This is a genomic window from Kribbella sp. WER1 (assembly GCF_054189145.1).
In genome coordinates, this window is record NZ_CM135186.1 from 537051 (window position 1) to 560148 (window position 23098).

20 protein-coding genes are annotated in these 23098 nt (G+C 70.2%); 12 read left to right on the top strand and 8 right to left on the bottom strand.

All coding sequences use genetic code 11. The features are described 5' to 3' along the window. Positions 1–2: 2 nt before the first annotated feature. Together ACXJJ3_RS02605 and ACXJJ3_RS02610 are read left to right on the top strand one after the other, a co-directional pair. Positions 3–536 carry a hypothetical protein gene (locus ACXJJ3_RS02605; RefSeq protein ID WP_458168245.1) on the top strand — a complete coding sequence of 178 codons (534 nt, stop codon included), beginning with the start codon at positions 3–5 and terminating at the stop codon, positions 534–536. 73 nt (positions 537–609) lie between these two features. Continuing rightward, entirely contained in the window at positions 610–1167 is a 558-nt protein-coding gene (locus ACXJJ3_RS02610) for a sigma-70 family RNA polymerase sigma factor (protein ID WP_458168246.1), read from the top strand. Here ACXJJ3_RS02610 and nicT read toward each other — a convergent pair. Further along, the gene (gene nicT, locus ACXJJ3_RS02615) at positions 1150–2205 is read right to left on the bottom strand and encodes a Nickel transporter NicT (protein WP_458168247.1); all 1056 of its coding nucleotides are present in this window, start codon (positions 2203–2205) and stop codon (positions 1150–1152) included. The genes ACXJJ3_RS02610 and nicT overlap by 18 nt on opposite strands. Positions 2206–2359: 154 nt before the next feature. Here nicT and ACXJJ3_RS02620 point away from each other — a divergent pair, with 154 nt between their 5' ends. Next, the gene (locus ACXJJ3_RS02620; protein ID WP_458168248.1) at positions 2360–3709 is read left to right on the top strand and encodes a sulfatase-like hydrolase/transferase; all 1350 of its coding nucleotides are present in this window, start codon (positions 2360–2362) and stop codon (positions 3707–3709) included. Positions 3710–3752: 43 nt separating this feature from the next. On the opposite strand, the gene ACXJJ3_RS02625 is transcribed toward ACXJJ3_RS02620, so the two are convergent. Genes ACXJJ3_RS02625 through ACXJJ3_RS02645 form a run of 5 tightly spaced genes read right to left on the bottom strand, consistent with a single transcriptional unit; the run spans position 3753 to position 10271 of the window. After that, on the bottom strand, positions 3753–6104 hold the full coding sequence (locus ACXJJ3_RS02625; protein WP_458168249.1) for a polysaccharide lyase 8 family protein: 2352 nt from the start codon (positions 6102–6104) through the stop codon (positions 3753–3755). Positions 6105–6119: 15 nt separating this feature from the next. After that, complete coding sequence (locus ACXJJ3_RS02630) at positions 6120–7130, bottom strand: hydroxyacid dehydrogenase (RefSeq protein WP_458168251.1); 1011 nt, start codon at positions 7128–7130, stop codon at positions 6120–6122. After that, positions 7131–8006: a carbohydrate ABC transporter permease gene (locus ACXJJ3_RS02635; RefSeq protein WP_458168252.1), complete on the bottom strand. Its 876-nt coding sequence runs from the start codon at positions 8004–8006 to the stop codon at positions 7131–7133. 31 nt (positions 8007–8037) lie between these two features. Next, on the bottom strand, positions 8038–8955 hold the full coding sequence (locus ACXJJ3_RS02640; RefSeq protein WP_458168253.1) for a carbohydrate ABC transporter permease: 918 nt from the start codon (positions 8953–8955) through the stop codon (positions 8038–8040). Between the two features lie 29 nt (positions 8956–8984). Beyond that, positions 8985–10271: an ABC transporter substrate-binding protein gene (locus tag ACXJJ3_RS02645; RefSeq protein WP_458168254.1), complete on the bottom strand. Its 1287-nt coding sequence runs from the start codon at positions 10269–10271 to the stop codon at positions 8985–8987. Positions 10272–10417: 146 nt separating this feature from the next. On the opposite strand from ACXJJ3_RS02645, the gene ACXJJ3_RS02650 reads away from it, so the two are divergent. From ACXJJ3_RS02650 to ACXJJ3_RS02675, 6 genes are all read left to right on the top strand, one after another. Continuing rightward, positions 10418–11533 carry a GntR family transcriptional regulator gene (locus ACXJJ3_RS02650; RefSeq protein ID WP_458168255.1) on the top strand — a complete coding sequence of 372 codons (1116 nt, stop codon included), beginning with the start codon at positions 10418–10420 and terminating at the stop codon, positions 11531–11533. Positions 11534–11641: 108 nt separating this feature from the next. Beyond that, positions 11642–13249 (top strand): ABC transporter substrate-binding protein, encoded by a 1608-nt coding sequence (locus ACXJJ3_RS02655; protein ID WP_458168256.1) that lies wholly within the window; start codon positions 11642–11644, stop codon positions 13247–13249. Continuing rightward, complete coding sequence (locus tag ACXJJ3_RS02660) at positions 13231–14250, top strand: ABC transporter permease (RefSeq protein ID WP_458168257.1); 1020 nt, start codon at positions 13231–13233, stop codon at positions 14248–14250. Before ACXJJ3_RS02655 ends, ACXJJ3_RS02660 begins: the two co-directional genes overlap by 19 nt. Then, complete coding sequence (locus ACXJJ3_RS02665) at positions 14247–15086, top strand: ABC transporter permease (RefSeq protein ID WP_458168258.1); 840 nt, start codon at positions 14247–14249, stop codon at positions 15084–15086. The genes ACXJJ3_RS02660 and ACXJJ3_RS02665 overlap by 4 nt, the downstream gene beginning before the upstream one ends. After that, positions 15083–15841: an ATP-binding cassette domain-containing protein gene (locus ACXJJ3_RS02670; protein WP_458168259.1), complete on the top strand. Its 759-nt coding sequence runs from the start codon at positions 15083–15085 to the stop codon at positions 15839–15841. The genes ACXJJ3_RS02665 and ACXJJ3_RS02670 overlap by 4 nt, the downstream gene beginning before the upstream one ends. Beyond that, positions 15835–16431, top strand: coding sequence for an ABC transporter ATP-binding protein (locus ACXJJ3_RS02675; RefSeq protein ID WP_458168261.1), 597 nt, complete (start codon positions 15835–15837; stop codon positions 16429–16431). Before ACXJJ3_RS02670 ends, ACXJJ3_RS02675 begins: the two co-directional genes overlap by 7 nt. Here the strand turns inward: ACXJJ3_RS02675 and ACXJJ3_RS02680 are convergent. Beyond that, positions 16428–16994 carry a DUF5134 domain-containing protein gene (locus ACXJJ3_RS02680; protein ID WP_458168262.1) on the bottom strand — a complete coding sequence of 189 codons (567 nt, stop codon included), beginning with the start codon at positions 16992–16994 and terminating at the stop codon, positions 16428–16430. The genes ACXJJ3_RS02675 and ACXJJ3_RS02680 overlap by 4 nt on opposite strands. A 151-nt stretch (positions 16995–17145) precedes the next feature. On the opposite strand from ACXJJ3_RS02680, the gene ACXJJ3_RS02685 reads away from it, so the two are divergent. The 3 genes from ACXJJ3_RS02685 to ACXJJ3_RS02695 all read left to right on the top strand — a co-directional run bounded on the left by ACXJJ3_RS02685 (position 17146) and on the right by ACXJJ3_RS02695 (position 22597). After that, positions 17146–19122, top strand: a complete 1977-nt coding sequence (locus ACXJJ3_RS02685; protein ID WP_458168263.1) for a cytochrome c oxidase assembly protein — start codon at positions 17146–17148, stop codon at positions 19120–19122. 53 nt (positions 19123–19175) lie between these two features. Then, complete coding sequence (locus ACXJJ3_RS02690; RefSeq protein WP_458172016.1) at positions 19176–21365, top strand: heavy metal translocating P-type ATPase; 2190 nt, start codon at positions 19176–19178, stop codon at positions 21363–21365. Positions 21366–21475: 110 nt separating this feature from the next. Next, on the top strand, positions 21476–22597 hold the full coding sequence (locus ACXJJ3_RS02695) for a heavy-metal-associated domain-containing protein (protein ID WP_458168264.1): 1122 nt from the start codon (positions 21476–21478) through the stop codon (positions 22595–22597). A gap of 37 nt (positions 22598–22634) precedes the next feature. Here ACXJJ3_RS02695 and ACXJJ3_RS02700 read toward each other — a convergent pair whose 3' ends face one another. Continuing rightward, a complete protein-coding gene (locus ACXJJ3_RS02700) occupies positions 22635–23018 on the bottom strand; it encodes an RNHCP domain-containing protein (RefSeq protein WP_458168265.1) in 384 nt (127 codons plus the stop codon). Positions 23019–23098: the final 80 nt, after the last annotated feature.

The following is a 23098-nucleotide window of genomic DNA, read 5'->3' on the forward strand; positions in this document are numbered from 1 at the left end:
CCATGCACCAGAGCCCGGGGTTCCGCGCCGCGCGCGCCACGATGTTCGCGGCCACCTGCGTGCTGCTCGCCGGTCTCGGCCACGTGCTGATGTCCGGCGCGATGCTTCCGTGGTGGGCGCTGCCGATGGGTTTCGGCTGGATCGGCGTCACCGGATGGATCCTCGCCGACCGCGAGCGCGGCGTACCGTTCGTCGTCGTCTGCACGCTGGTGGCGCAGGGTGCGCTGCATGTCGTGTTCACGCTCGCGCAGACGATGACGCCGATGGGGCACATGCACGGCGGTACGCCGGCCGGCATGTTCGGCGCGCACGCGGCGGCCGCGGTGTTGTGCGGTCTGTGGCTCGCGTACGGCGAGCGCGCGGCGTTCTCGGTCCTGCGATCACTCGCTGTGCGGATCCTGTCCCCGCTCCGGCTGGTCGTCTGCCGGCACGTCACGCCGCATCAGCCGCCGGCGTACTCCCCCGCACCGTTGCGGGAGCTGCTGCTCGTCCACGCCATCACGTCCAGAGGTCCACCGCGCGGAGTCGCTGTCTAGACCCACCGCTCACCGGCGTACCGCGGGACTTCCCGCCACGCCGGATCTTGGACTTTCCGAAGGACGTACAGACATGGCTACTGCCCTGTTCCACGATCCGGACGAGACGTCGACCCGCCTCGCCCTGGCCGCCCGCTCGGGCGACCTCGAGGCCCTCGACGCCTTCGTCCGCGCTGTACACCGCGACGTACGCCGGTACGTCGCGCACCTGTCGGCGGATCCGCACGCCGCCGACGACCTCACCCAGGAGACGTTCCTGCGGGCGCTCAAGAGCCTGCACCGGTTCGAGGGCCGCTCGCCGGCGCGGACCTGGCTGCTCGCGATCGCCCGGCGTACCGTCGCCGACGATCTGCGCCGGAAGGCGGCGCGCCCACGCATCTCCCAGCAGGACTGGCAGTTCGCGGCCGAGCAGTCGCAACCGCGCGACCTGCCCGGCTTCGAGGACCGGATCGCGCTGGCCGAACTCCTCGACGCTCTCCCCGTCGACCGCCGCGAGGTCTTCGTCCTCACCCAGCTCGCCGGCGTCCCCTACGCCCAGACCGCCACCCGCCTCGGCTGCCCGATCGGCACCGTCCGCTCCCGCGTGGCCCGGGCCCGGACCGATCTGGCGAACCTACTGAGTACCGCCTGACCACTTCTCCTCGATGTGGGCGTACTTCCAGATGGCATGTGCGCCCACCCAGGTCAGGACGAACAGCGCGACGATCGCGTAGCCGACGTTGTTCAGGTCCACGGCGGCGATCGCCGCCAGTGGGCCGTGGTCGATGTGCAGCTTCTCGGTCAGGATCGAGATCAGCTCGATGCTGCCGATCACCAGCGCGACCGCGACCGAGAGGCCGGTGATCGTGATGTTGTAGTAGACCTTGCGCACCGGCTTCGCGAACGCCCAGCCGTAGGCGAAGTTCATCAGGCAGCCGTCGATGGTGTCGAGCAGGCTCATCCCCGCCGCGAACAGGATCGGCAGCGTGAGTACGGCGTACCACGGAAGACTGAACGCCGCGGCACCACCGGCGAGCACCAGCAGGCTGACCTCGGTCGCGGTGTCGAACCCGAGACCGAACAGGAAGCCGATCGGGTACATCTGCCACGGCCGGGTCACCGCCTTGGTGACGCCGGACAGGATCCGGTTCATGAAGCCGCGGTTGTTCAGGTGCTGCTCGAGCGTCGCCTCGTCGTACGCGCCGGTGCGCATCCGCCGGAACACCTTGATCACCCCGACCAGTACGGCGAGGTTCAACGCGGCGATGAGGTACAGGAACACGCCGGAGACCGCCGTACCGATCACACCGGTGACCTGCTGCAGCCGGGACGAGTCGTTGGTGACCTGGCCGGCCAGGGTACGGACGCCGATGCCGAGCAGGAAGCACAGCGTGAACACCACGGTCGAGTGCCCGAGCGAGAACCAGAACCCGACCGACAACGGCCGCCGTCCGTCCGCCATCAGCTTCCGGGTGGTGTTGTCGATCGCGGCGATGTGGTCGGCGTCGAACGCGTGCCGCATCCCGAGCGTGTACGCCGTCACGCCGAGCCCGACCCCGAACACGCCGGCCGACCCGAGCAGGTAGTGCCGCGGCGCCACGATCAGCGCCAGCACGCCCCAACCGGCCAGGTGCAGCAGCAGTACGAACGCCGCCATACCGCCGACCGAGGTCCACTCGCGACCGGTCACCTCCATTCGCCTCACGAACGGCCAGTTAACGCCTTTCGCTTCTCAGATGCAACCAAGTCGCAGGAGCGGATTGCTGCTTGATTCCTTTCCCCGCGGCACCGGACCGTGAGGGCTCGTGCCGTATCCCGAGAGCCGTACCCCGAGAGGACCCACCGTGCAGAGACCGAATCTGTTGTTCGTGCTGGCCGATCAGTGGCGCAGCAGCGCGTTCGGCTTCCGCGGGCAGGATCCCGTGCGGACGCCGCACCTCGACGCGCTCGCGGCGGACTCGGTCGTGCTGACGAACGCGATCAGCAACTACCCGGTGTGCAGCCCGTATCGCGCGATGCTGATGTCGGGGCGGTACCCGTTCGGCAACGGCGTACCGCTGAACGTCAACTCGCTGACCGCGCCTCTGGGCGTCGGGCTGCGCGCGGACCTCACGTGCTGGTCGGACGTGCTGCACGCGGACGGGTACTACCTCGGGTACGTCGGGAAGTGGCATCTGGACCCGCCCACCGACGACGACGCGATCTACGGCGAAGGGGTCCGCGAAGGGTGCGTGTGGGACGCGTACACGCCGCCGGAGCGCCGCCACGGGTTCGACTTCTGGTACTCGCACGGCTGCTGCGACGACCACCTGCACCCGCACTACTGGGCCGACGCCGCGCCGCGCGAGGCACCGACCCGGGTCGACGCCTGGTCGCCCGAACACGAGACCGACGTCGCGCTCGGCTTCCTCCGGGACGCGGCCCGGCGGTACCGCGAGGACGGGGCGCCGTTCGCGTTGACGATGTCGTACAACCCGCCGCATCAGCCGTTCGACACCGTGCCGTCCCGCTACCTGGACGAGTACCGCGACCGCGACCTGCTGGTCCGTCCGAACGTGCCGGCCGGATCGGACGAGGCCGCGACCGTCGCCCCGCAGTACTTCGCCGCGATGACCGGGGTCGACGAGCAGATCGGCCGGCTGCTCGACGCCCTCACGGCGGAAGGGCTGGACGACAACACGATCGTCGTCTTCACGTCCGACCACGGAATGCAGCTCGGCAGCCACGGCCTGATGTTCAAGAACGTCTGGTACGACGAGTCACTGGTCGTCCCGTTCATCCTGCGCTGGCCCGGCCAGGTACCGGCCCGCACCGACGACCTGTTGCTCAGCGCGCCCGACATCGCACCGACACTGCTCGGCCTGCTCGGCGCCGCGGTACCGGACGAGATGCAGGGCCGGAACCTCTCCGCCGTGGTCCGCGGCGAACCGGGCGACCGGCCGGAGCGGGCGCTCTACCTTCGCCCGGCCGGTGGCTTCGAAGACACCACGGAGGACACCCGCGGGCTGCGGACGCTCGACCGGACCTTTGTCGTCCAACGCGCCGGTGACGGCACCGAGCAGTTGCACCTCTACGACCTCGTCGAGGATCCGTACCAGCAGCAGAACGTCGCCGCCGAGCGTCCGGACGAGGTCGCGGCCCTGCGCGCGGCGCTCCGCGAAGAGCTTGCCCGCTGCAACGATCCCTGGAAGTGACCGAGCGGCGCCGACCGGTCCAGCCGGTCGGCGCCGCTGAAGGTCAGTTCCGTACGAAGCTCGCTCGATGGCTCGCGCCGTACGTGCCATCCGTGGCGACGACCAAGCGCAGCTTGTCCTTCCGCGGCCCGGCGACGGTGATCGTCGGGTCCTTGCTGATCGTGGACCAGCCGGCTTGGTCCAGGACCAGCTCGACCGCGGCAGTGTGCTGCGTCGGGTCGGACACCGCCACGTCCAGCCTGTTCCCCGTCCAGCGCAGTACGACGGCACAAGGATTGTCGACAATCAACGACGTCTTCTGGAGTGCCACCGATCCCGCCGCCCAGAAGTTCGCGCCGACGAGACCGCCGCGGCCGGCGGCTTGGACGACATTCCTATTGTCAACAATCTGCACCGGCGACGCCTGCGCCAGCCGGGCGGTCTGCGCCGCGTCAGCACCCGGCGCCAGCACGTACGCGTACTGCGCCGCGCTCGTGCCGTGATCCAGCCAGAGCGTGACGAACCGGCGGGTGATCGGATCCGTCGGACCGCCCAGGTTCACGTCTCGCCAGCTACCGGTCCGGTCCTCTCGCTTCAGGTTCACCTCGGCGCTGCCCGGGAAGATGTACCCACCAACGCCGTCCACGTGCACCCAGCGCGCCGCCACGCTCGCTGACGACCCTGGGTCCGCGACAGCCGTCCGCCCGTCGACCAGTACCGCCGCGGTACCGCCCGCGTGCAGGTTGCGGTTCTCGACGACGGTCTCGACCCGGTTCCCGCTGGTACTGCGAATGTCGGTGCCCAGCGCAACGATCAGGTCGCCGAAGCAGAACCACGACTTGAGCGCCGTCAGTCCGGTCCCGCCCGGCCCGAGCAGGTGCTGCCCGATCGCGGCGTCCTCGCCGAGCACCGCGCCGCCGACCCAGGCCGCGACCGGCAGACCCGCGCCCCACTCCCCCGCGACCTTGTCCGGCAGCGGCGTCGTGTCGACCGTCGTACCGGGGAGGCGGTAGCGATCGACCGTCGGCCAGAAGCTGTCGTCGAACTGCCCGTTGTCGCGGTCGTACAGGTACGTCATCCCGCTGCCGCTGAAGTACCCGCGGTTGTTCTCGCCGTTGCCGCACTCGTACCAGGTGATCCGCTCGCTGGCCATGCTGATCGCGAGCGCCCACCCGTCACGGCGATGGACGGCCCGGTCCATGCTCGTGAACAGCTTGTGCCCGACCGGTTCGGCCGCCGGCGCGACGCCGGACAGGTCCTTCAGCAGCGCGAGCCGCGCCAGCCCGGCGCTCGCCCGGATGCTGCCGTAGGTGTCGCGCGCGATCCATCCCGCACACAGCCCACGCCAGCGCGCGGCGGTCGCGGCGTCGACGCCCTTGGCGAGCGTCAGCATCGCCTCGATGATGATGTACGCGTCGTCGTGGCTCCGCTCCTGCGTCCGCGACACGGCCCGCCCGCGGACCGAGTCGAGCATCTGGCAGTCGTAGATCACCGGCGCGAACGACTCGTCCACCGTCGCGTACAGCGCGCTGCGCGTCGAGTCGACGTCGACCGTGCTCCCGGCGAGCAATGCGAACAGCAGGCTGAGCCCGCGCAGCAGGACACCGCCGTACGTGCCGGTGTAGGCGATCGTGCCGTGCTGGATGAACGACCCGTCCCGGTAGAACCCGTCGCCCGTCGTCACGTACTCCCAGGTCACCGAGAGCCCGTCACGGGCATGCGCCAGTCGCGCCTGGTCCGGCTGCGCGATCGCGCGCACGATCACGGCCTGGCACTGGTCGACCCGGTTCGCCCCGGTCGACACGGTCTCGTTCGGCTGCCCGGGCCGCGACGACCACGGGTCCGGGAGGAAGTGGTCGATCGCGGCGGCGTACCGGGTCAGCTGGTCGGCGGTGAGCTCGGAGTTCAGCAGCACCATGCTGTTGGCCAGCGACTTGGAGGCCCCGATCTCCCAGTCCCACCAGTTGCCGAACTCGGCCATCGTGTCGTTGTAGAAGATCCGGTTCGCGTCGTCCAGACCGGCCACGGCGTCCGCGAGCACCCCGGCGTCGCCGTACCAGGCCGAGCCCGGCGTGACGTACGCGGTCGCCATCTGTTCCAACTGCCGGTACGTCGTGGTCAGGTTCGGGCTGGTGCCGAACGGCACGTTGGTGAACACGCTGGACCGGGTGCCGGCCGGGCTGGCCAGCTTCGCCCGGTTGGCGGCGACCGCGTTGTCCATCGCGGCCAGGCGTCCGGTGAAGTCGGGATCACTCGCGTCGATGCCCTGCCGGCCGGTGATCAGGTCGACCCACCGCTCCCGCAGCGTGGCGAAGTCCGGCAGGTCGGCAGCCGACGCGGGCATGGCCCGGCCGACGGCAGCGGCGAGGCCCAACACGCCCAGGCCGCCGAGTACGGTACGACGTGCGATTGTCATCGTGCACTCCTTTGGTCACGCGATCTGCGGAAGGTCCCCCGCGGTGATCCGGCCGGCCAACGGCTCGCCACGGACGAGGCGTTCGACCTCGCCGGCGACGTACTCGCCGAGCAGCCGGATCTCGCTGCCCATCGCGCCGGCCACGTGCGGTGTGACCTGGACGTTCGGCAGGGCGAGCAGCGGATGATGTGGTGGCAGCGGCTCCGGGTCCGTCACGTCGAGGACGGCGTACAGCCGCCCCTGCGCGCACTCCGCGGCCAGGGCGTCGGTGTCGACGAGCGAACCGCGGGCGGTGTTGACGAGGACGGCGCCGTCACGCATCGACGACAGCCGCCGGCCGTCGAGCAGATGCCGGGTCTCGGGCAGCGCGGGCGCATGCAGCGAGACGATGTCGCTGCACCCGAGCAAGGTCTCGAGCTCGACCAGCTCCGCCCCGAGCCCGGCGGCACCGTCCGGCGACAGGAACGGATCGCTGACGAGCAGCCGGTACGGCGAACCTGCCAGCATCTGCAGGACCAGCCGCCCGATCCGGGAGGCGCCGACGATGCCGACGGTCCGCCCGACGTTGCCCATCGCCGGATCGAGCGTGTGGTCTTCGTGCCCGCTGTCGCGATAGCGGGCGGCGAGCTGGAACGCCTTCTTCCCGGCCAGCCGGATCGCGCCGACCGTGAACTCGGCCACCGGTACGGCGTTCGCCGCGGCCGCCGAGGACACCGCGATCCCCCGCTCCCACACCTCCGGCCCGACGTGCCCCTTCACGCTCCCGGCGGCATGCAGGACCGCGGTGAGCCGGGGCGCGTCCGCGAGTACGCCGGCGTCGATCCGCGGACATCCCCAGCCGGTGATCAGGATGTCCGTGGACGCGAGCGCCTTGCGGACCTCGGGATCGCCGAAGTCGGTCGCGACCACGTCCAGCACGTCGACGGTACGCCGGAGCCGGTCGAGCAGGTCGGGTGGGAACGCGAGCGCCCGGACGTCCGGGTTCATCGCGAGCAGCACCGTTCGGCGTACAAGCAACGGGTCCATCTACTTGTCCGACCCGAGGGTCATGCCCTCGATGATCCGGCGGCCCAGCCACAGGTACAGCCCGACCAGCGGCAGCACGACGATCGCGATCCCGGCGAACATGCCGCCCCAGTCCGCGCCGTTGTACTGCATCTGCTGCAGGAACCCGAGCATTGCCAACGGCAACGTCTGGAGCTGCTGGTCGTGGATGAACACCAGCGCGAAGAACGTCTCGCCCCAGTGCCCGATCACGTTCAGCAGCACCAGCGTGACGATGCCGCTGCGGCAGACCGGCAGCATGATCCGGGCGAACGTGTCCAGCGGACTCGCGCCGTCGAGCGCCGCCGCCTCCTCGAGCTCGATCGGCAGCGACCGGAAGAACCCGGTCAGGAAGAACACCGCGAACGGCATCGACGTCGCGGTGTAGAGCAGCCAGAGCCCCCACAGGCTGTTCACCAGCCCGAGGTGACTCATCACGGCGTACAGCGGGAGGAAGATCGCCTGCGCCGGGACGCCGAGGCCGATCGCGAACAGCGAGGTCGTCGCGCCCGCGCTCCGGGCGCCGAGCCGGCTCAGCGCGTACCCGGCCGGTGCCGCGAGCAGGACGGTCGCCGCCGCGGTGCCGGCGACCAGGACGACGGAGTTCACCGCGGCCGGGCCGAAGTTCCCGGTGGACCACGCGCGGCCGAAGTTCTCCCAGTTCAGGGCCTTCGGCAACGACCACGGCGCGTCCAGCAGTTCGCGGGTCGACTTCACCGAGTTGAGCAGGATCCAGACCAGGACGGCGAGATCGAACACCACCAGTGCCCAGGCGAGCGGGGCACCGAGGAAGCGCTGGATCGCACCCGCCTGGGTCGGGCGCGGCGGACGTCGCAGGAAATGGGTCAGAGTACTCATGGCGGTCCGTTCTCAGACTGGTCAGAACTGGTCAGAACTGGATGGCGTCACGGCGCATCACGCGCCGGATCAGGACGACGAGCACGGCCACCAGGCCGAGGGTGAAGATCGCGTCGGCAGCGGCCAGGCCGTAGCTCGGTACACCGTCCGCCGCGAACGCGGTCGCGTACGCGTACAGCGACACCGTCCAGGTCCGCGTGCTCGGCAGCCCGCTCGCGGACCCGGCCATCGCGAGGATGAACTCGAACGTCTTGATCGAGTTGATCGTCCACAGCACCGAGCAGACGCCGATCACGTCCCAGGACAGCGGCAGCGTCACGTGCCGGAACCGCTGCCAGGAGTTCGCCCCGGCGAGCAGACAGTCCTCGTACAGGTACGGCGGGATCCGGTCGACCGCGGCCATGATCACCGTCGTGTAGAAGCCGGTGCTGATCCACACCAGCCCGAGCAGGATCATCGCGTACTGGTGGTCCTGCGCCAGCCACGCGGGCGGATGCTGGACGCCGATCGCCCGCAGCACCTTGTTCACCAGGCCGTCCGCCTGGAACAGGAAGCCCCACAGGATCGACAGCACCAGCGCCGGCACGATGTTCGGGAAGAAGATCACCGACCGCACCGTCGACCGCCCGGCGAGGTCGCGCAGCAGCATCGTCAGCCCGAAGCTGATCGCGAACGTCGCGACGCCGCCGCCGATCAGCAGCAACAGCGTGTTCTTGAACGCCTGCTGGAACACCGGGTCGCCGAACATGTAGCGGTAGTTCTTCGCCCCGGCCCACTCCATCGGGCCGTACCCGGGCCACTTGTGCAGGCTGATCCAGACGGTCGCGGCGACCGGGACCAGCAGGAAGATCGCGTACAGCGCGAGCGCCGGCGCCACGAACGGCACGTACAGCCGCCGCCGCTGGCGCTGCAGCGCGCTCCCCTTCCGGCGCTGGGCGGCCCGGCTCACGACCGCCGCTCCCGTGCCGGCGACGGCCGTCACTGGCCGCGCTTCCAGAAGTCGGCGCTCTGCGACTTCAGCTTGCCGACGAAGTCGGCCGCCGAGAGCTTGCCGGTCACCAGCTGGTCGTCGAGCGGCAGGAACACCTTCGTCCACCAGTCGGAGAAGTCCGCGGTGACGCCGTCGGCGTTCATGTAGGTGCCGTTCTTCTTCACCAGTGCGGCGATGTCCGCGGCGGCCGGTGCCACCGTGACGTCCTCGCGGGCCATCAGCGAGGAGGTGGCGTCCTCGTACGACTGCATCTGCTTCTTGCCGTACAGGAACGCGACCAGTTGCTCGGCGGCCGGCTTGTGCTTCGCCTTCGCCGGTACGACCCACCCGGACGGCTGGCACGCGACCGGCGTACTCGCGGCTCCGTCGGCCGGGAAGTTGAACGTGCGGTACTGGAATCCTTCGGCGGCGTACGTCTTCGCCTCGCTCGGCAGCCAGGAACCCATCAGGATGAAGTCGGCCTTGTTCGTCGCCCACTTCTGCTGCATCGCGGGGAACTTGCTCGCGTTGTACCCGTCCGCGAAGTACCCGCCCTTGGCCAGCTGCTCGACCTGCGCGGCGGCCGCGGCGTACTGCGGCTTGTCCCAGGTCGCGCCGGTCTTGTCGGCCGCCGCGGCGTGGAACGAGCCGACGCCGAGCTTCGCGACGACGAGGCTGATGTACCACGACGCGTTGTAGCCGGGGATGTCCGCGTCGAGGGCCAGCTTCTGCTTGCCGACCAGCTGCTGGAACGCCTGCCAGGTGGCCGGCGGCGTCTTCGTCAGCTCGGGGAACCGCGCGCCGTTGTACCAGATGCTGTTGCAGGTGATCACGTACGGCAGCATCGGGTGCTTGCCGTCGACGGCTGCCAGCTTCTGCAGGTCCTGCGGGATCACCTGCCCGACGGTCTTGTCCTCACCGGACACCTTCTGGTCCAGGACGCCGCTCAGGTCCTCGGCGCCACCGGCCGGGATCTTCGACTTCACGTTGTTGTACGGGTTGTCGATCAGGTCGGCGGCCGGGCTGTTCATCAGCGTCGGCTGCAGCTTGGTCAGTACGTCGCGGCCCTGCCACTGGACGTTCACCTTGATGCCGGTCTGCTGGGTGAACTCGGCGATCGACGCCTTCAGCGCGGTCTGCTGCGGCTCTCCGTCCTTCCACATCGACCAGTAGGTGAGCTCCTTCGCGGCGCTCGACCCGCCTCCCGCACTCGAACCGCAGCCCGCCAGGGCGGCCGCTGCGAGGGTCACGGCCGTGCAGGTCGCGGTGATCCGGCCGGCGATCGGTGATTTCATGGGGTGGTCCTCTCCAGTCGGGGGATCGACTTGGAGAGACGGTGCGGCGGTCCCGGAAGAGGAATCAAGACTGATTCCGGCGCCGTTGTGCCGACGAGATCGATTCCTCCTTCATTCCTGCCTTTTCGGCGTGTGATCATGACTCGGTGCAGCCAGTCCCCCAGTCGTCGCGCGAGCTGAAGTTCCGCCGGCTCGCCCGCGAGCTGCGGCACCGGATCCTGGACAACACCTACCCTCCGGACAGCAAGCTCCCGACCGAGGAGGCGCTGGCCGCGGAGACCGGCCTGTCGCTCACGACGATCCGGCACGCGTACCAGGAGCTCGCCGCCGACGGCCTCGTCGTACGGCGGCAGGGCGCCGGGACCTTCGTCGCGCCGACGAACCACCGGGCGCAGGCGCGGCAACAGGTGATCGGCGTCCTTGTACCGGACACGGCGCTGTACTACCCGCGTGTGCTCCAGGGCATCGAGAAGGCGCTGTTCCAGGCCAACGCGCGACTCGTCCTCGCGTGCTCGCACTACGACCCGGACGCCGAGGACACCGCGATCAACGGCCTGCTCGACGCGGGTGTCGACGGGCTGCTGCTCGTCCCGTCGCTGCACGCGCTCGCCGACCCGCGCGCCCGGGTCGCCGAACTGCTCGACCTCCCGGTGCCGGTGGTCTTCGTCGAACGCCGGCTCGCCGCGCTCGGACCCGGCGACGCGATGGAGCACGTCTGTACGGACCACGAGGGCGGCGCGTACGACGCCGTACGGCATCTGCACGACCTCGGGCACCGCGACATCGGCCTGGCCGTCCGCGCGGAGGCGCCGACCACGCCGCCGATCACTTCCGGCTTCGACCGGGCGATCGCTGACTTCGGCCTCACCCGCCACGACCCGCAGCGGCTACTGGACTGGACCACCCGGCGCGCCGACGAGACCGTCGCACTGTTCCGCTCCCGCGGGATCACCGCCGCGCTGTGCTTCGGCGACCGCGAGGCCTCCCTGATCCTCGGCGCCGCCCGCCGGGCCGGCCTCGCGGTCCCGGACGACTTCGCCATCATTGCCTACGACAACGAGTTCGTCGACGTCGCCGAGGTACCGATGACCGCGGTCTCGCCACCGCGCTACCAGCTCGGCCAGCTCGCCGTCCAGGTCCTGCTGCAGCGCCTCAGCCTCGGCGACGCCCTCCCGGTCCACCAGATCCACCTCCGCCCCCGCCTGGTCATCCGCGCCTCCTGCGGCGCGAAACCGGCCGCCGACGAGCTCGCCGGCTCCTGACGCTCGCCGTCCGTTCGCTGACGGATCAGTTGCGAACCGGGCCTGCGGCAACGTAGGTTGCCTGACGTCTGTTGCGATCGAGTCGCATGTGAGGCGTGGAGGGGTGACGTGCTGCTTGGGCTGAGGAAGTCGTGTGCCGTGCTGGTCGCAATGCTGTTCGGCGTAGGGGCGGTGGCATGCTCCGCCGGTGTCGACGAAAGTGCCGGCGGTACGCCGAAGGAGCTCCGGCTGGCGATCGGCGGCGAGTCGGCGGACGGGTACGACCCGACGCTCGGCTGGGGACGGTACGGCTCGCCGTTGTTCCAGTCGACGCTGCTGAAGCGGGACGCGGACCTGAAGATCGTCAACGATCTCGCGACCCGGCACTCGGTGAGCGCCGACGGCCTGACCTGGACGGTCGACCTCCGGACCGACGCGAAGTTCGGCGACGGTACGCCGGTGACGGCGGAGGACGTCGCGTACACGTTCACGACCGCGAGCAAGAGCGGCGGGCTGACCGACGTGACCGCGCTCGCGACGGCCGTTGCGGTCGACAACGACACGGTCGAGCTGCGCCTGAAGCGGCCGCAGAGCACCTTCGTGAACCGGCTGGTGTCGCTCGGGATCGTACCGAAACATGCCCACGGCAAGGACTATGCGCGGCATCCGGTCGGGTCCGGTCCGTTCACGTTCGTCCAGTGGGACGAGGGCCAGCAGCTGATCGTTCGCCGGAACGAGAGCTATTACGGCCCGAAGCCGGCGTTCGAGCGGATCGTGTTCACGTTCACCAAGGAGGACGCGTCGCTCGCCGCGGCGAAGGCCGGACAGACGTCGATGGCCGCCGTACCGTCGAGCCTGGCGAAAACCTCCGTACCGGGGATGCGGCTGGTGCCGGTGCAGTCGGTGGACAACCGCGGCATGGTCTTCCCGTACGTCCCGGACACCGGCATGAAGACCGCCGACGGGCTGCCGATCGGTAACAACGTGACGTCGGACAAGGCGATCCGGCAGGCAATCAACCAGGTCGTCGACCGGCAGGCACTGGTGGACGGCGTCCTCGAGGGCTTCGGTACGCCGGCAACCGGTCCGGTCGACGCACTGCCCTGGTTCGAGCCGTCGTCGGCGATCAAGGGCAACGACCCGGACCGGGCGAAGGCGCTGCTGGACGCGGGTGGCTGGAAGGACACCGACGGCGACGGCGTCCGGGAGAAGGCCGGGATCAAGGCCGCGTTCACGGTCCTGTACCCGGCGGACGACTCGATCCGGCAAGGGCTGGCGCTCAGCGTCGCCGACATGGTCAAGCCGATCGGGATCCGGATCACCGCGAAGGGCGTGAGCTGGGACGTCATCGACAAGCGGCTGCACGCGGACGCGGTGCTGTTCGGCTGGGGCAGCCAGGACCCGGCCGAGATGTACCACCTGTACTCCACCGCCGAGGCCGGCGTCGAGTACTGGAACCCGGGCTACTACGCGAACCCGGTCGTCCAGCGGAACCTCGACGCGGCGCTCGCGGCGACCGATCCGGAACAGGCAACGAAGTACTGGAAGCTTGCCCAGAAGGATGCCGGCGGCAACGGTTTCGGGCCGTCCGGCGACGCCGCCTGGGCCTGGCTGGTGAACCTGCAGCACACGTACTTCGTCAGCGACTGCCTGGACATCGGAAAGCCGCAGATCGAGCCGCACGGGCACGGCTGGCCGATCACTGCCGGGATCACCCAGTGGCGCTGGACCTGCTGACGACGGAGCGGGCCGGACGCTCGGTACGAGTGCTGGCCTGGCTTGCGGGGCGGGCCGGGCGGTTGGCCGTCCTGCTGGTCGCGGTCGCCGCGGCGGCGTTCGCGCTGATGTCGGCGTCGCCGGTCGACCCGGTCGCCGCGTACGTCGGTGGCGACATCGCGGCGATCGGGCCGGAGCAGCGGGCACGGATCGTCGAGCGGTGGGGCCTCGACGATCCGCCGCTGCAACGGTTCGGGACCTGGCTGGGGCACCTCGTCCGCGGAGACCTCGGGCAGTCGCACACCTTCAACCAGCCGGTCGCCGACGTGATCGCCGGCAAGTTCCTGACCAGCATCGCGTTGATGGCGGTCGCCTGGCTCCTGTCCGGCGTCGTCGGGTTCGCCCTCGGCCTGGTCGCGGGGGTACGGCGTGGGCGGTGGGCGGATCGCGTCATCACCTGGTGGGCGTACACGCTCGCGTCGGCGCCGACGTTCTGGGTCGGGCTCCTGCTGCTGTACGTGTTCTCGGTTTCGTTGCAGTGGACGCCGCTGTGCTGCGCCGTACCGGTCGGAACAGTCGCCGGTGACGTCAGCCTCTTCGATCGGCTCCACCACTTGTTGCTTCCGGCATTGACCCTGAGCCTCGTCGGGATCGCACCGGTCACGCTGCACACCCGGCAGGCGGTCGCGGTCGCGATGGCGAGCGACTACGTCACGTTCGCCCGCACACAGGGCGAGCGCACGCTCGGTCTCGTCTTCCACCGCGTGCTGCGGAACGCCGCTGGTCCGGCGCTGCTGCTGCAGTTCAGTTCGCTCGGTGAGCTCTTCGGCGGTTCGGTGCTGGCAGAGCAGGTGTTCTCGTACCCGGGCCTCGGCGCCGCGACCACCGCCGCCGCCCTCGGGCAGGACGTCCCGTTGCTGCTCGCGATCGCGTTGTTCACGACCGTGTTCGTGTACGTCGGCAACCAGCTCGGCGATGCGCTCCACACCTGGCTCGATCCGCGGACCCAGGTGGTCCGATGACAACCGTTGCCGCCGTACTGACCGACCGCAGACGCCGTACCGTCGCGTTCATCGCCGTCTCGCTCGTTGTCGTCGTCACGGTCGTCGTCGCCGGGACCATGTCGGTCGACGCAGCCGGCACCACGCACCTGTCCGGGCGGAACCTCAGCCCGTCCTGGCAGCACGTCTTCGGCACCGACCGGCTGGGGCGGGACATGTTCGCGCGGGTCCTGTCCGGACTTCGGCTCAGTCTCGTCGTCGGGGTCAGCGCCGCGGTGATCTCCGGCGTGTTCGCCGTACTCATGGCGTGCGCGGCCGCGGTCGGCGGGCGAGTCGTGGACCGGGCCATCACCTGGCTGGTCGACCTGTTCCTCGCGCTCCCCCACCTGGTGCTGCTGATCCTGCTCGCGTTCGCACTCGGCGGTGGGACCCGTGCGGTGATCATCGCCGTCGCGGTGACGCACTGGCCGTCGCTGACCCGGGTACTGCGCGGTCACGCCCGGCAGGTGGTGTCGTCGGACTACGTCGCGCTGTCGCGGCAGCTCGGGCGCGGACGGTGGTGGATCGCCCGGCGGCACGTCGTACCGCAACTGCTCGGGCATTTCCTGGTCGGGACCGTGCTGCTGTTCCCGCACGCGATCCTGCACGAAGCAGCCCTGTCTTTCCTCGGCCTCGGCGTCGATCCGGCGGAGCCGTCCATCGGCGTCCTGCTGGCCGAATCCATGCGGTTCCTGTCGGCCGGCGCGTGGTGGCTCGCCGTCCTGCCCGGGCTCTGCTTGCTGGTCGTCGTCAAGCTCGTCGACGCGATCGGCGAGAACACCCGCGCGCTGCTCGACCCGAGGAGTCATCACCTGTGACCCCACTCCTGACCATCGAGGACCTGCGCGTCACGTTCACGCAGTACACCCGCGGCCTGCGGCGCCGCGAACTGGTTGCGCTCGACGGCATGAACCTCACCGCCGACCGGGGCCAGGTCGTCGCCCTCGTTGGCGCGTCCGGCGCCGGCAAGACCCTGCTGGCGCACGCGGTCCTGGGGATCCTCCCGCCCAACGCCTCGCTGTCCGGCACCATCACCTACGACTCCCCGCAGCGCGACATCGCCTTCCTGCCGCAATCGGTCGACTACCTGGACCCGCTGGCCACGGTCGGCCGACAGGTACGGCGTTCCGCGCGGCTGGCCGGCCGGACCGACGCCCGGCAGGCGGCGGCTGCCGCGTTGGAGGCCCGCGGCCTGGGCGTCGAGGTGTTGCGGCGGTATTCGCACGAGTTGTCGGGCGGGATGGTACGGCGGGTTCTGGTGACTATGGCGCTGTTCGGCGATCCGGAGCTGGTGATCGCGGACGAGCCGACGCCGGGGCTGCCCGCGGCCGACGTGGCCGCCGTACTCGGGGATCTGCGGGAGTTGGCCGACGACGGGCGTGCGGTTGTACTGATCACGCATGAGCTTCGGGGAGCGCTGGAGATCGCGGACCAGGTGGTGATCTGTCAGGACGGGCGGACGGTCGAATGCACGGAGCCGGCCGCGTTCGTCGAGGGGCGGCTGATGCATCCGTACACCCGGGCGTTGTGGAAGGCACTGCCGGCGAACGGGTTCGAGGTGTCGTCGTGCTGAGCGCGGACGGGGTGTGGTTCCGGTACTCGGACCGGACGCCGTGGGTGGTGCGGGACTTCTCGGTGACCGTCGAGCCGGGTGAGACGGCCGGACTCGCGGGACCGAGCGGCGTCGGCAAGAGCACGATCGGCCGCCTCCTCGCCGGCCTGCTCCGCCCGGACCGCGGCCGGCTCACAGGTGCGTCGCGGCGTACCGGACCCAACCTGGTGCAGCTGGTGCTCCAGCATCCCGAGCGGGCGTTCAACCCGTCCTGGAAGGTCCGCGACATCCTCGCCGAGAGCGGCGCGGACGAGGCAACGATCGACGGCCTCGATCCGGACCTGGTGTGCCCGGCCTGGCACGACCGCTTCCCGCACGAGATCAGCGGCGGGGAACTCCAACGCGTCAACCTCGCCCGGGCACTTCTCGCACGACCGCGGTACCTGATCGCCGACGAGATCACCGCCAGCGTCGACGCGCTCACCCAGGCCCAGATCTGGCACCTGCTCCTCGACCACGCCGCAGCGCACGACATCGGCGTCCTGGCGATCTCCCACGACCGCGACCTGCTGGCCGCCGTCACCGACCGCGTGGTCGAGCTACCGGGCTAGAGCGCAGGCGTCATCAGAGCGAGCATCGCCGCCATGCCGCCGGTGGTGAGGCCGTGGCAGCAGCACAAGACGCGGTGGCCGACGGTCTGGACCATGCGGCCGAACCACCACGCCGCCGAGAGCGTCAGCAGCCCGACCACCGACCAGCTCAGCAACCCCGTCCAGGTGTGCCCATGGCTCATGCCTGACATCCCGGCCATGCCCGCCATCCCGGACACGCCCACGAGTCCGACGGCCAGCATCCACACCATGCCGAGGTTCATCCCACCGTGTAGCAGCGCGCCGGTGCGGGCGACGACGCCGTCCGAGATGGACAGGTGGCGGAAGAACACCACCGCCAGCCCCGCGAACAGCGCGATCTGTACCCAGACGACGGCGGTCGTCGACGGTAGCCACAGCATCAGCAGCATCGCCGGGCTCATCAGGATGTGGTTCACGTCCACGACCGTCTCGATCCCCCGGCCGCGGCCGGACGCGACCCGCCACAGGCAGTACAGCCCGGACGCCGCGAAGACGACCGTCAACGCGACCGCCTGACCAAAGGGCAGCATTCCGTGCGACATCGAGGCGGGACCTTCCTCGCGATAGTGACCGTACTGTCAACTCCGAACTGTCAACTCCGCCGACCGGCCCGAAGTTCCGGGAACTGTTCGGCGGCCTCCTTCGTACTCAAGAGTTGGGGGTACAAGGCAATCGCAACAGATCTGGAGAGACGTGGCACCGACACGCCACCGGCCGTGGCTGATCCGGTACGTCGTTCTACTCGGCGTGCTGGCCGTCGCCGTACCGCTGGTGGCGACGGCGCTGATGGGTCCGGACAGCTATCTGCCGATCGCCCGCGACGACCCCGGCCGGGTGACCGGGCTGATCGCGACGCTCGTCCGGGCTGTGGCGGATCTCTCGTCGCTGGTCACCGTCGGCGCCCTGGCGTCCGCCCTGTTCGCGGGAAAGGCCAAGCCTGTCCAGGGCAAAGCGTCGCGGCGGCAGCTGGACGTGGCCGAGTGGTTCGAGCCGATCGTCGTACGCCGGGCCGCGGTCGCCTGGGTGATCAGCTCGGGGCTGCTGATCCTGCTCGACTCCGCCGACTCGAACGGGTACTCGCTCGGTAAGCTCGCCGACCCGACGGCGCTCCGGTTCGCGCTGTTCTCGGGTGACGCCGGGCGGTCCTGGATGGTGGCGTTCGCCGCCGCGGTCGTGGTGCTGGTCACCTGCGTGCTGAGCGCCCGGTGGATCGGGTACGCCGTCGCACTGTGGGCCGCGCTGGCCGGATCGCTGGCGCCGGTCGTCACCGGACAGATCCTGGTCGGACCGCGGCACGACTTCGGCAGCGACGCGGGCATCTTCCAGACGGTCGCCGGTCAGGTCCTGCTCGGGTTGGCAGTCGTCCAGGTACTGCGGGTCGCGACCGGGCGGCGGCTCCGCGCCCTCGACCGGGTGCACTGGCGCGGCACGGCGTTCACGTTGCTCGGCGTACTCGTGGCCACCGAGGGCATCCTGATCTGGTTCAAGCTGGCCGGGTCGTCGCCGTTCGCGAGCGCGACCGGGTGGTTGAGCCTCGCGCAGTTCGTGGCGCTCGCCGTGGTCGGCGGCGGTCTCGTCGCGGTGCACCGGGAGCGGGTCATCAGCGGTGCGGTGCTGCTGGCGGGCGGTACGGCGGGGTTCGTCGCGGCCGGGCTCGCGATGACGCGGATCCCGCCGCCGCAGTTCTTCGTCCCGACGTCGATCAGTCAGATCTTCTTCGGGTTCGACCTGTTGGTCCCGCCCGGGTTCGGGTCGCTCGCCGGGCAGTGGCGGCCGAACCTGCTCTTCGTCACGGTCGCGGTGGTCGCAATCGGCGGGTATCTGGCCGGCGTCCGGCGGCTCGCGCGACAGGGTGAGCGCTGGCCGGTGGCGCGGACGATCGCGTGGACGCTCGGCTGGGTGATCATCATCGTGGTCACCAGCTCCGGCCTCGGGAAGTACTCCGGCGCCGACGTCGCCGTTCATATGGCCGTGCACATGGCGCTGAGCATGCTCGCGCCGATCCCGCTGGTCCTCGGCGGCCCGATCACGCTCGCGCTGCGGGCGCTCCCGGCCAAGGACTCGCAGGTCGGGCCGCACGAGTGGATCCTCGCCGTCCTGCACTCCCGGCCGCTGCAGGCTTTGTACCATCCGTTGTTCGTCTTCACCGTCTACATCGGTTCGTACTACGCGTTGTACCTGACCGACGCCTTCGGGACCCTGATGAAGTTCCATTGGGCCCACCAACTGATGAACGCGCACTTCCTGATCGTCGGCTGCCTGTACTTCGGGCTCGTGATCGGCGTCGACCGGACGCCGCACCAGCTGCCGTCGCTGGCGAAGCTCGCCGTACTGCTCGGCGCGATGCCGTTCCACGCATTCTTCGGCGTGATCCTGATGTCGGACGGCGCGGTCGTCGGCCAGTCGTTCTACGACCACCTCGAGCTGCCGTGGAAACGCGACCTCGCCGCCACCCAGCACGTCGCGGGCGGGATCGCCTGGGCGGGCAGCGAGATCCCGCTGCTGATCGTGGTCGTGGTGCTCGCGCTGCAGTGGGCGATCCAGGACGGCCGGGCCGCGCGCCGGATCGACCGGCACCTGGACAGCGGCCTCGACGACTCGCACGACGCCTACAACGCGATGCTCCAGCGGCTCGCCCGGCGGACCGAATCCACCCAGGAGCGTCGGTGACACTGACCGAACAGGAACCACGGACCGCGACCGTCGAGCTGCTCGTCGGCGGGATGACCTGCGCCGCCTGCGCGAACCGGGTCGAGCGCGCGCTGAACAAGCTCGACGGCGTCACGGCCACCGTCAACTACGCGACCGAACGCGCGATCGTCACCGGGTCCGGCGACGATCTGACCGATCGTGCGACGACAGCCGTCGACAAGGCCGGGTACCAGGCGACGCTGCGCGATCCGGAGTCGGGCGACGAACTCGCGGAGCAGCTGACCGCGCGCCGGATCAGCTCGCTGCGGCGGCGGCTCGTGCTCGCGACGCTGCTGGCGATTCCGTTGATGGACGCAACGATCGTGCTGGCCGCCGTACCGTCGTTGCGCTTCCCCGGCTGGGATCTCGCGTGTCTGCTGGTGGCGCTGCCGATCGTCACGTGGGCGGCGTACCCGTTCCACCGCGCGACCGTGCGGAACCTGCGGCATCGCGCGGTGAGTATGGACACGCTGGTGTCGCTCGGGATCACGGTCTCGTTCGGGTGGGCGGCGGTGTCCGTCGCATGGCCCGGGGTGGCCGGCGGGTCGGGCTGGCTGTCGCTCGACACCGGCAGCCTGTACCTCGACGTGGCGGCCGGGATGACTGTCTTCCAGCTGGCCGGACGGTACTTCGAGACCCGGTCGCGGCGGCGGGCGGCCGACGTGTTCGGCGCCATCGGGCGGCTCGCGACGCCGGTCGCGCGGGTACTGCGGGACGGCGTCGAGGTCGACGTACCGACCGGTGAGGTGCTGAAGGGCGACACGGTCGTGGTGCGGGCCGGCGAGATCATCCCGGTGGACGGGACGGTGGCCGACGGGGCGGCGGCGGTCGACACGAGCGTGGTGACCGGGGAGCCGGTGCCGCGGGTGGTTGCCGCCGGCGACCAAGTGGTTGGCGGAACCATCAGTACGGACGGGCGGCTGGTCCTGACGGCGACCGCGGTCGGGGTGCATACGCAGCTCGCGCAGATGGCGGCGATCGCGGAGCAGGCGCAGGAGCGGAAGGCGCGCATCCAGCACACGGTCGATCGGATCATCGTCTGGTTCGTCCCGTCGGTGATCGTGCTCGCGATCCTGGTCGCGCTCGGCTGGATACTGTCCGGCGCGCCGGTCGCGCAGGCGGTCGGGACCGGGATCGCCGTCCTCGTGATCGCCTGCCCGTGCGCGCTGGGTCTCGCGACGCCGACCGCGCTGATGGTCGGCATCGGCCGCGGCGCCACCCTCGGCATCCTGATCAAGGGCCAGGACGCGCTCGAGGCCAGCGGCGTCATCGACACGATCGTCCTCGACAAGACCGGCACCCTCACCACCGGCGACCTCACGATCACCCGCGTGGACCTCACCGCCGACCTCACCCGTGCGGAGGTGCTCAGCTACGCCGCGTCGGTCGAACGAGGCTCCGAGCATCCCATCGCCCGAGCTGTCGAGCAGCTGGCGACCGCCGAGGGCGCGTCCACCCACCCGATCGCGAGCTTCACCACCCACCCAGGCCAGGGCGCGACCGCCACGGTCGGGGGGAAACAGGTAGCCGTAGGCAACCACACCCTCGTGCACACGACCACCGCCGGCCCCACCGCGGCGGTGCGCGACAGGACGCCGGCGGGTGGAGCAGACGCCGGTCGCGGTGCGGTTGTCTGGGTGGTGGTGGATGGGGTCGTGGTCGGACAGCTGGAGGTGGCCGACCGGCTGCGGGACACCGCTGGGGACGCGGTGCGGGAGCTGCAGGAGGCCGGGCTGCGGACGGTGCTGCTGACCGGGGACTCGGAGGTCGCGGCGCGGGAGGTCGCCCGGGAGCTCGGGATCGACGACGTACGCGCCGGGGTGCTGCCGGCGGACAAGGCAGGCGTGATCGCGCAGCTGCAGGCCGACGGACGGCGGGTGGCGATGGTCGGCGACGGCATCAACGACGCGGCCGCGCTGGCGACGGCGGACCTCGGGCTCGCGGTCGTCACCGGGACCGACATCGCGTTGAAGTCGGCCGACATCGTGCTTGTCCGCGAGGACCTCCGGGTGATCCCGGACGCGATCGGTCTCGCGCGGCGGACCCGGCGGACGATCCACCGCAACCTGATCTGGGCGTTCGCCTACAACCTGGCCGCGGTCCCGGTCGCCGCCGCCGGGTTGCTCAACCCGTTGGTTGCGTCGGCAGCGATGTCGCTGTCGTCGTTGTTCGTCACGTACAACAGCCTCCGGCTGCGCACCTTCGGCGACGCGGACGACTGATGCCGCCTGACACGCGGCTCCAGCAGCGCGGTCACCCGATTCCGGGAACAATAAGAGCTGCCGGTGTGGCGCGGCGTCGGAGTTGTTCTCGTGTCAACGGGAGGTACGGCGTGGGTCGACCGGACGGCAGCTACGACCGCCTTGCGGCGGCACGCATCCTCGCCCGGGTGGCCGGCCGCCTCCCCGCCGTCGATGCGCTCCCCGCCTCGCTCGAGCTGGATCCTGAGCTCACACCGCTCACCCCGGCGCCCGGCAGCCACCTGACGCCCGCCCAGCTCCGCTACCTGCCGGTCCCCCTCCAACCCCACCACGTCACGTCCGCCACCCACCGAATCCTCTGGCGCGACAGCACCGGCACCTCGAACGTCGCCCACTGCACGACGGATTGGGCGCTGGTACCGGTTGTCGCTCGGGAGGTGGTGCTCCTGTTGCGGCGCGGCCTCGGGGCGGACGTGGACGAGCGCTCGAACGGGCTCGCGGACTGGGAGCACGGCGTACTGGCGGCGACGACCAGCGACCGGGATCCGGTCGAGATCCTGCGCGTCGGCTTCGAGACCACGGCGCGGGCGTTGGTGCAGCACGCGTGGCTCGTCGGGCAGACGACGTACCGGACGCCGACGGAGCTCGCGCGCGGGCTGCGCGACTCCGGCATCTTCGGGGTCGTCGCGAACACCTGGTTCTGGGGGCTGCAGTCCGAGACGTTCCGCCGCGGGATGATCCCGGTCAGCCTGACGTCGCGCCCCGACGGCGGCGTCGCCTACACCACGGAATCGCGCATCCTGCTCCGCGCGATGAAGGACGCCGCGATCGCCCACCCCGATCCCGGCGACCCCGGCCTCGTCCGCCAGTACGGGCCGCTCGCGTACGCCGAAGTACCGCGCTGCCTCGCGAACATGCCGGTCACCGTCGCCGGCGAACGCCGCACCCTGCTCCCGGTCGCGGTCGACCTGTTCGTCGACACGTTCGTCCGGCTGCTCGACGTCGTCCGTATCACCGGAAGTACCGATCCCCAGGAGGAACCCAGGATGTCCGAGGTGTTCGAAGTACCCGACATGACCTGTTCGCACTGCACGAACACCATCACCGGCCTGCTCGAGACCCACGGCGCGACGGTCTCCGACATCGACCTCGACTCGAAACAGGTCGTCGCCACCTTCCCGTCCCCCGAGTCCCGGACGCAGGCCTTCGACGCGATCCGCGACCAGGGTTACACGGTCGTCCCCCAAGCCTGACCTGGTGGATCGTGGGCCGCGGGACGCACGGCGCGGCCTACGATGCCTTCGCCTTCCGGGCACGCGGTTTGCGCGCCGGTCGCTCCGGATCCGGGGCGAACGGGATGAACGGCATGCTGAGCGGGAGCGCCGCGAGACGCATCAGCAGCAGGGCGTTGTCGTCGCCCGCGGTCTTGTTGAGGCGGAGCCGGCCGCAGTTGGTGCAGCGATGGATCAGGACCCAACGGCCCTCGCCCCGCACGGTGACGGCGATCGGCTCCATCCCGCCGGAGCAGTCGGCCTTGCGGTCACCGGGAACGTTGCGATCGAGATGCCGTGACCACAGGCAGCTCGGGCAGTGATTGCGATGGGTGGTACCAGGGGCGTCGAGGGAGACCTCTACGCCGCAATGTTCACAACTGAACGAACGTGCGAATGCCAAACCGATGAACCTTTCAGAGCAAAGCTGCAGGACAGGACAGACATCGGCTTCCTCCTTCCGGTCCGCGCCGGCTCGTCCGG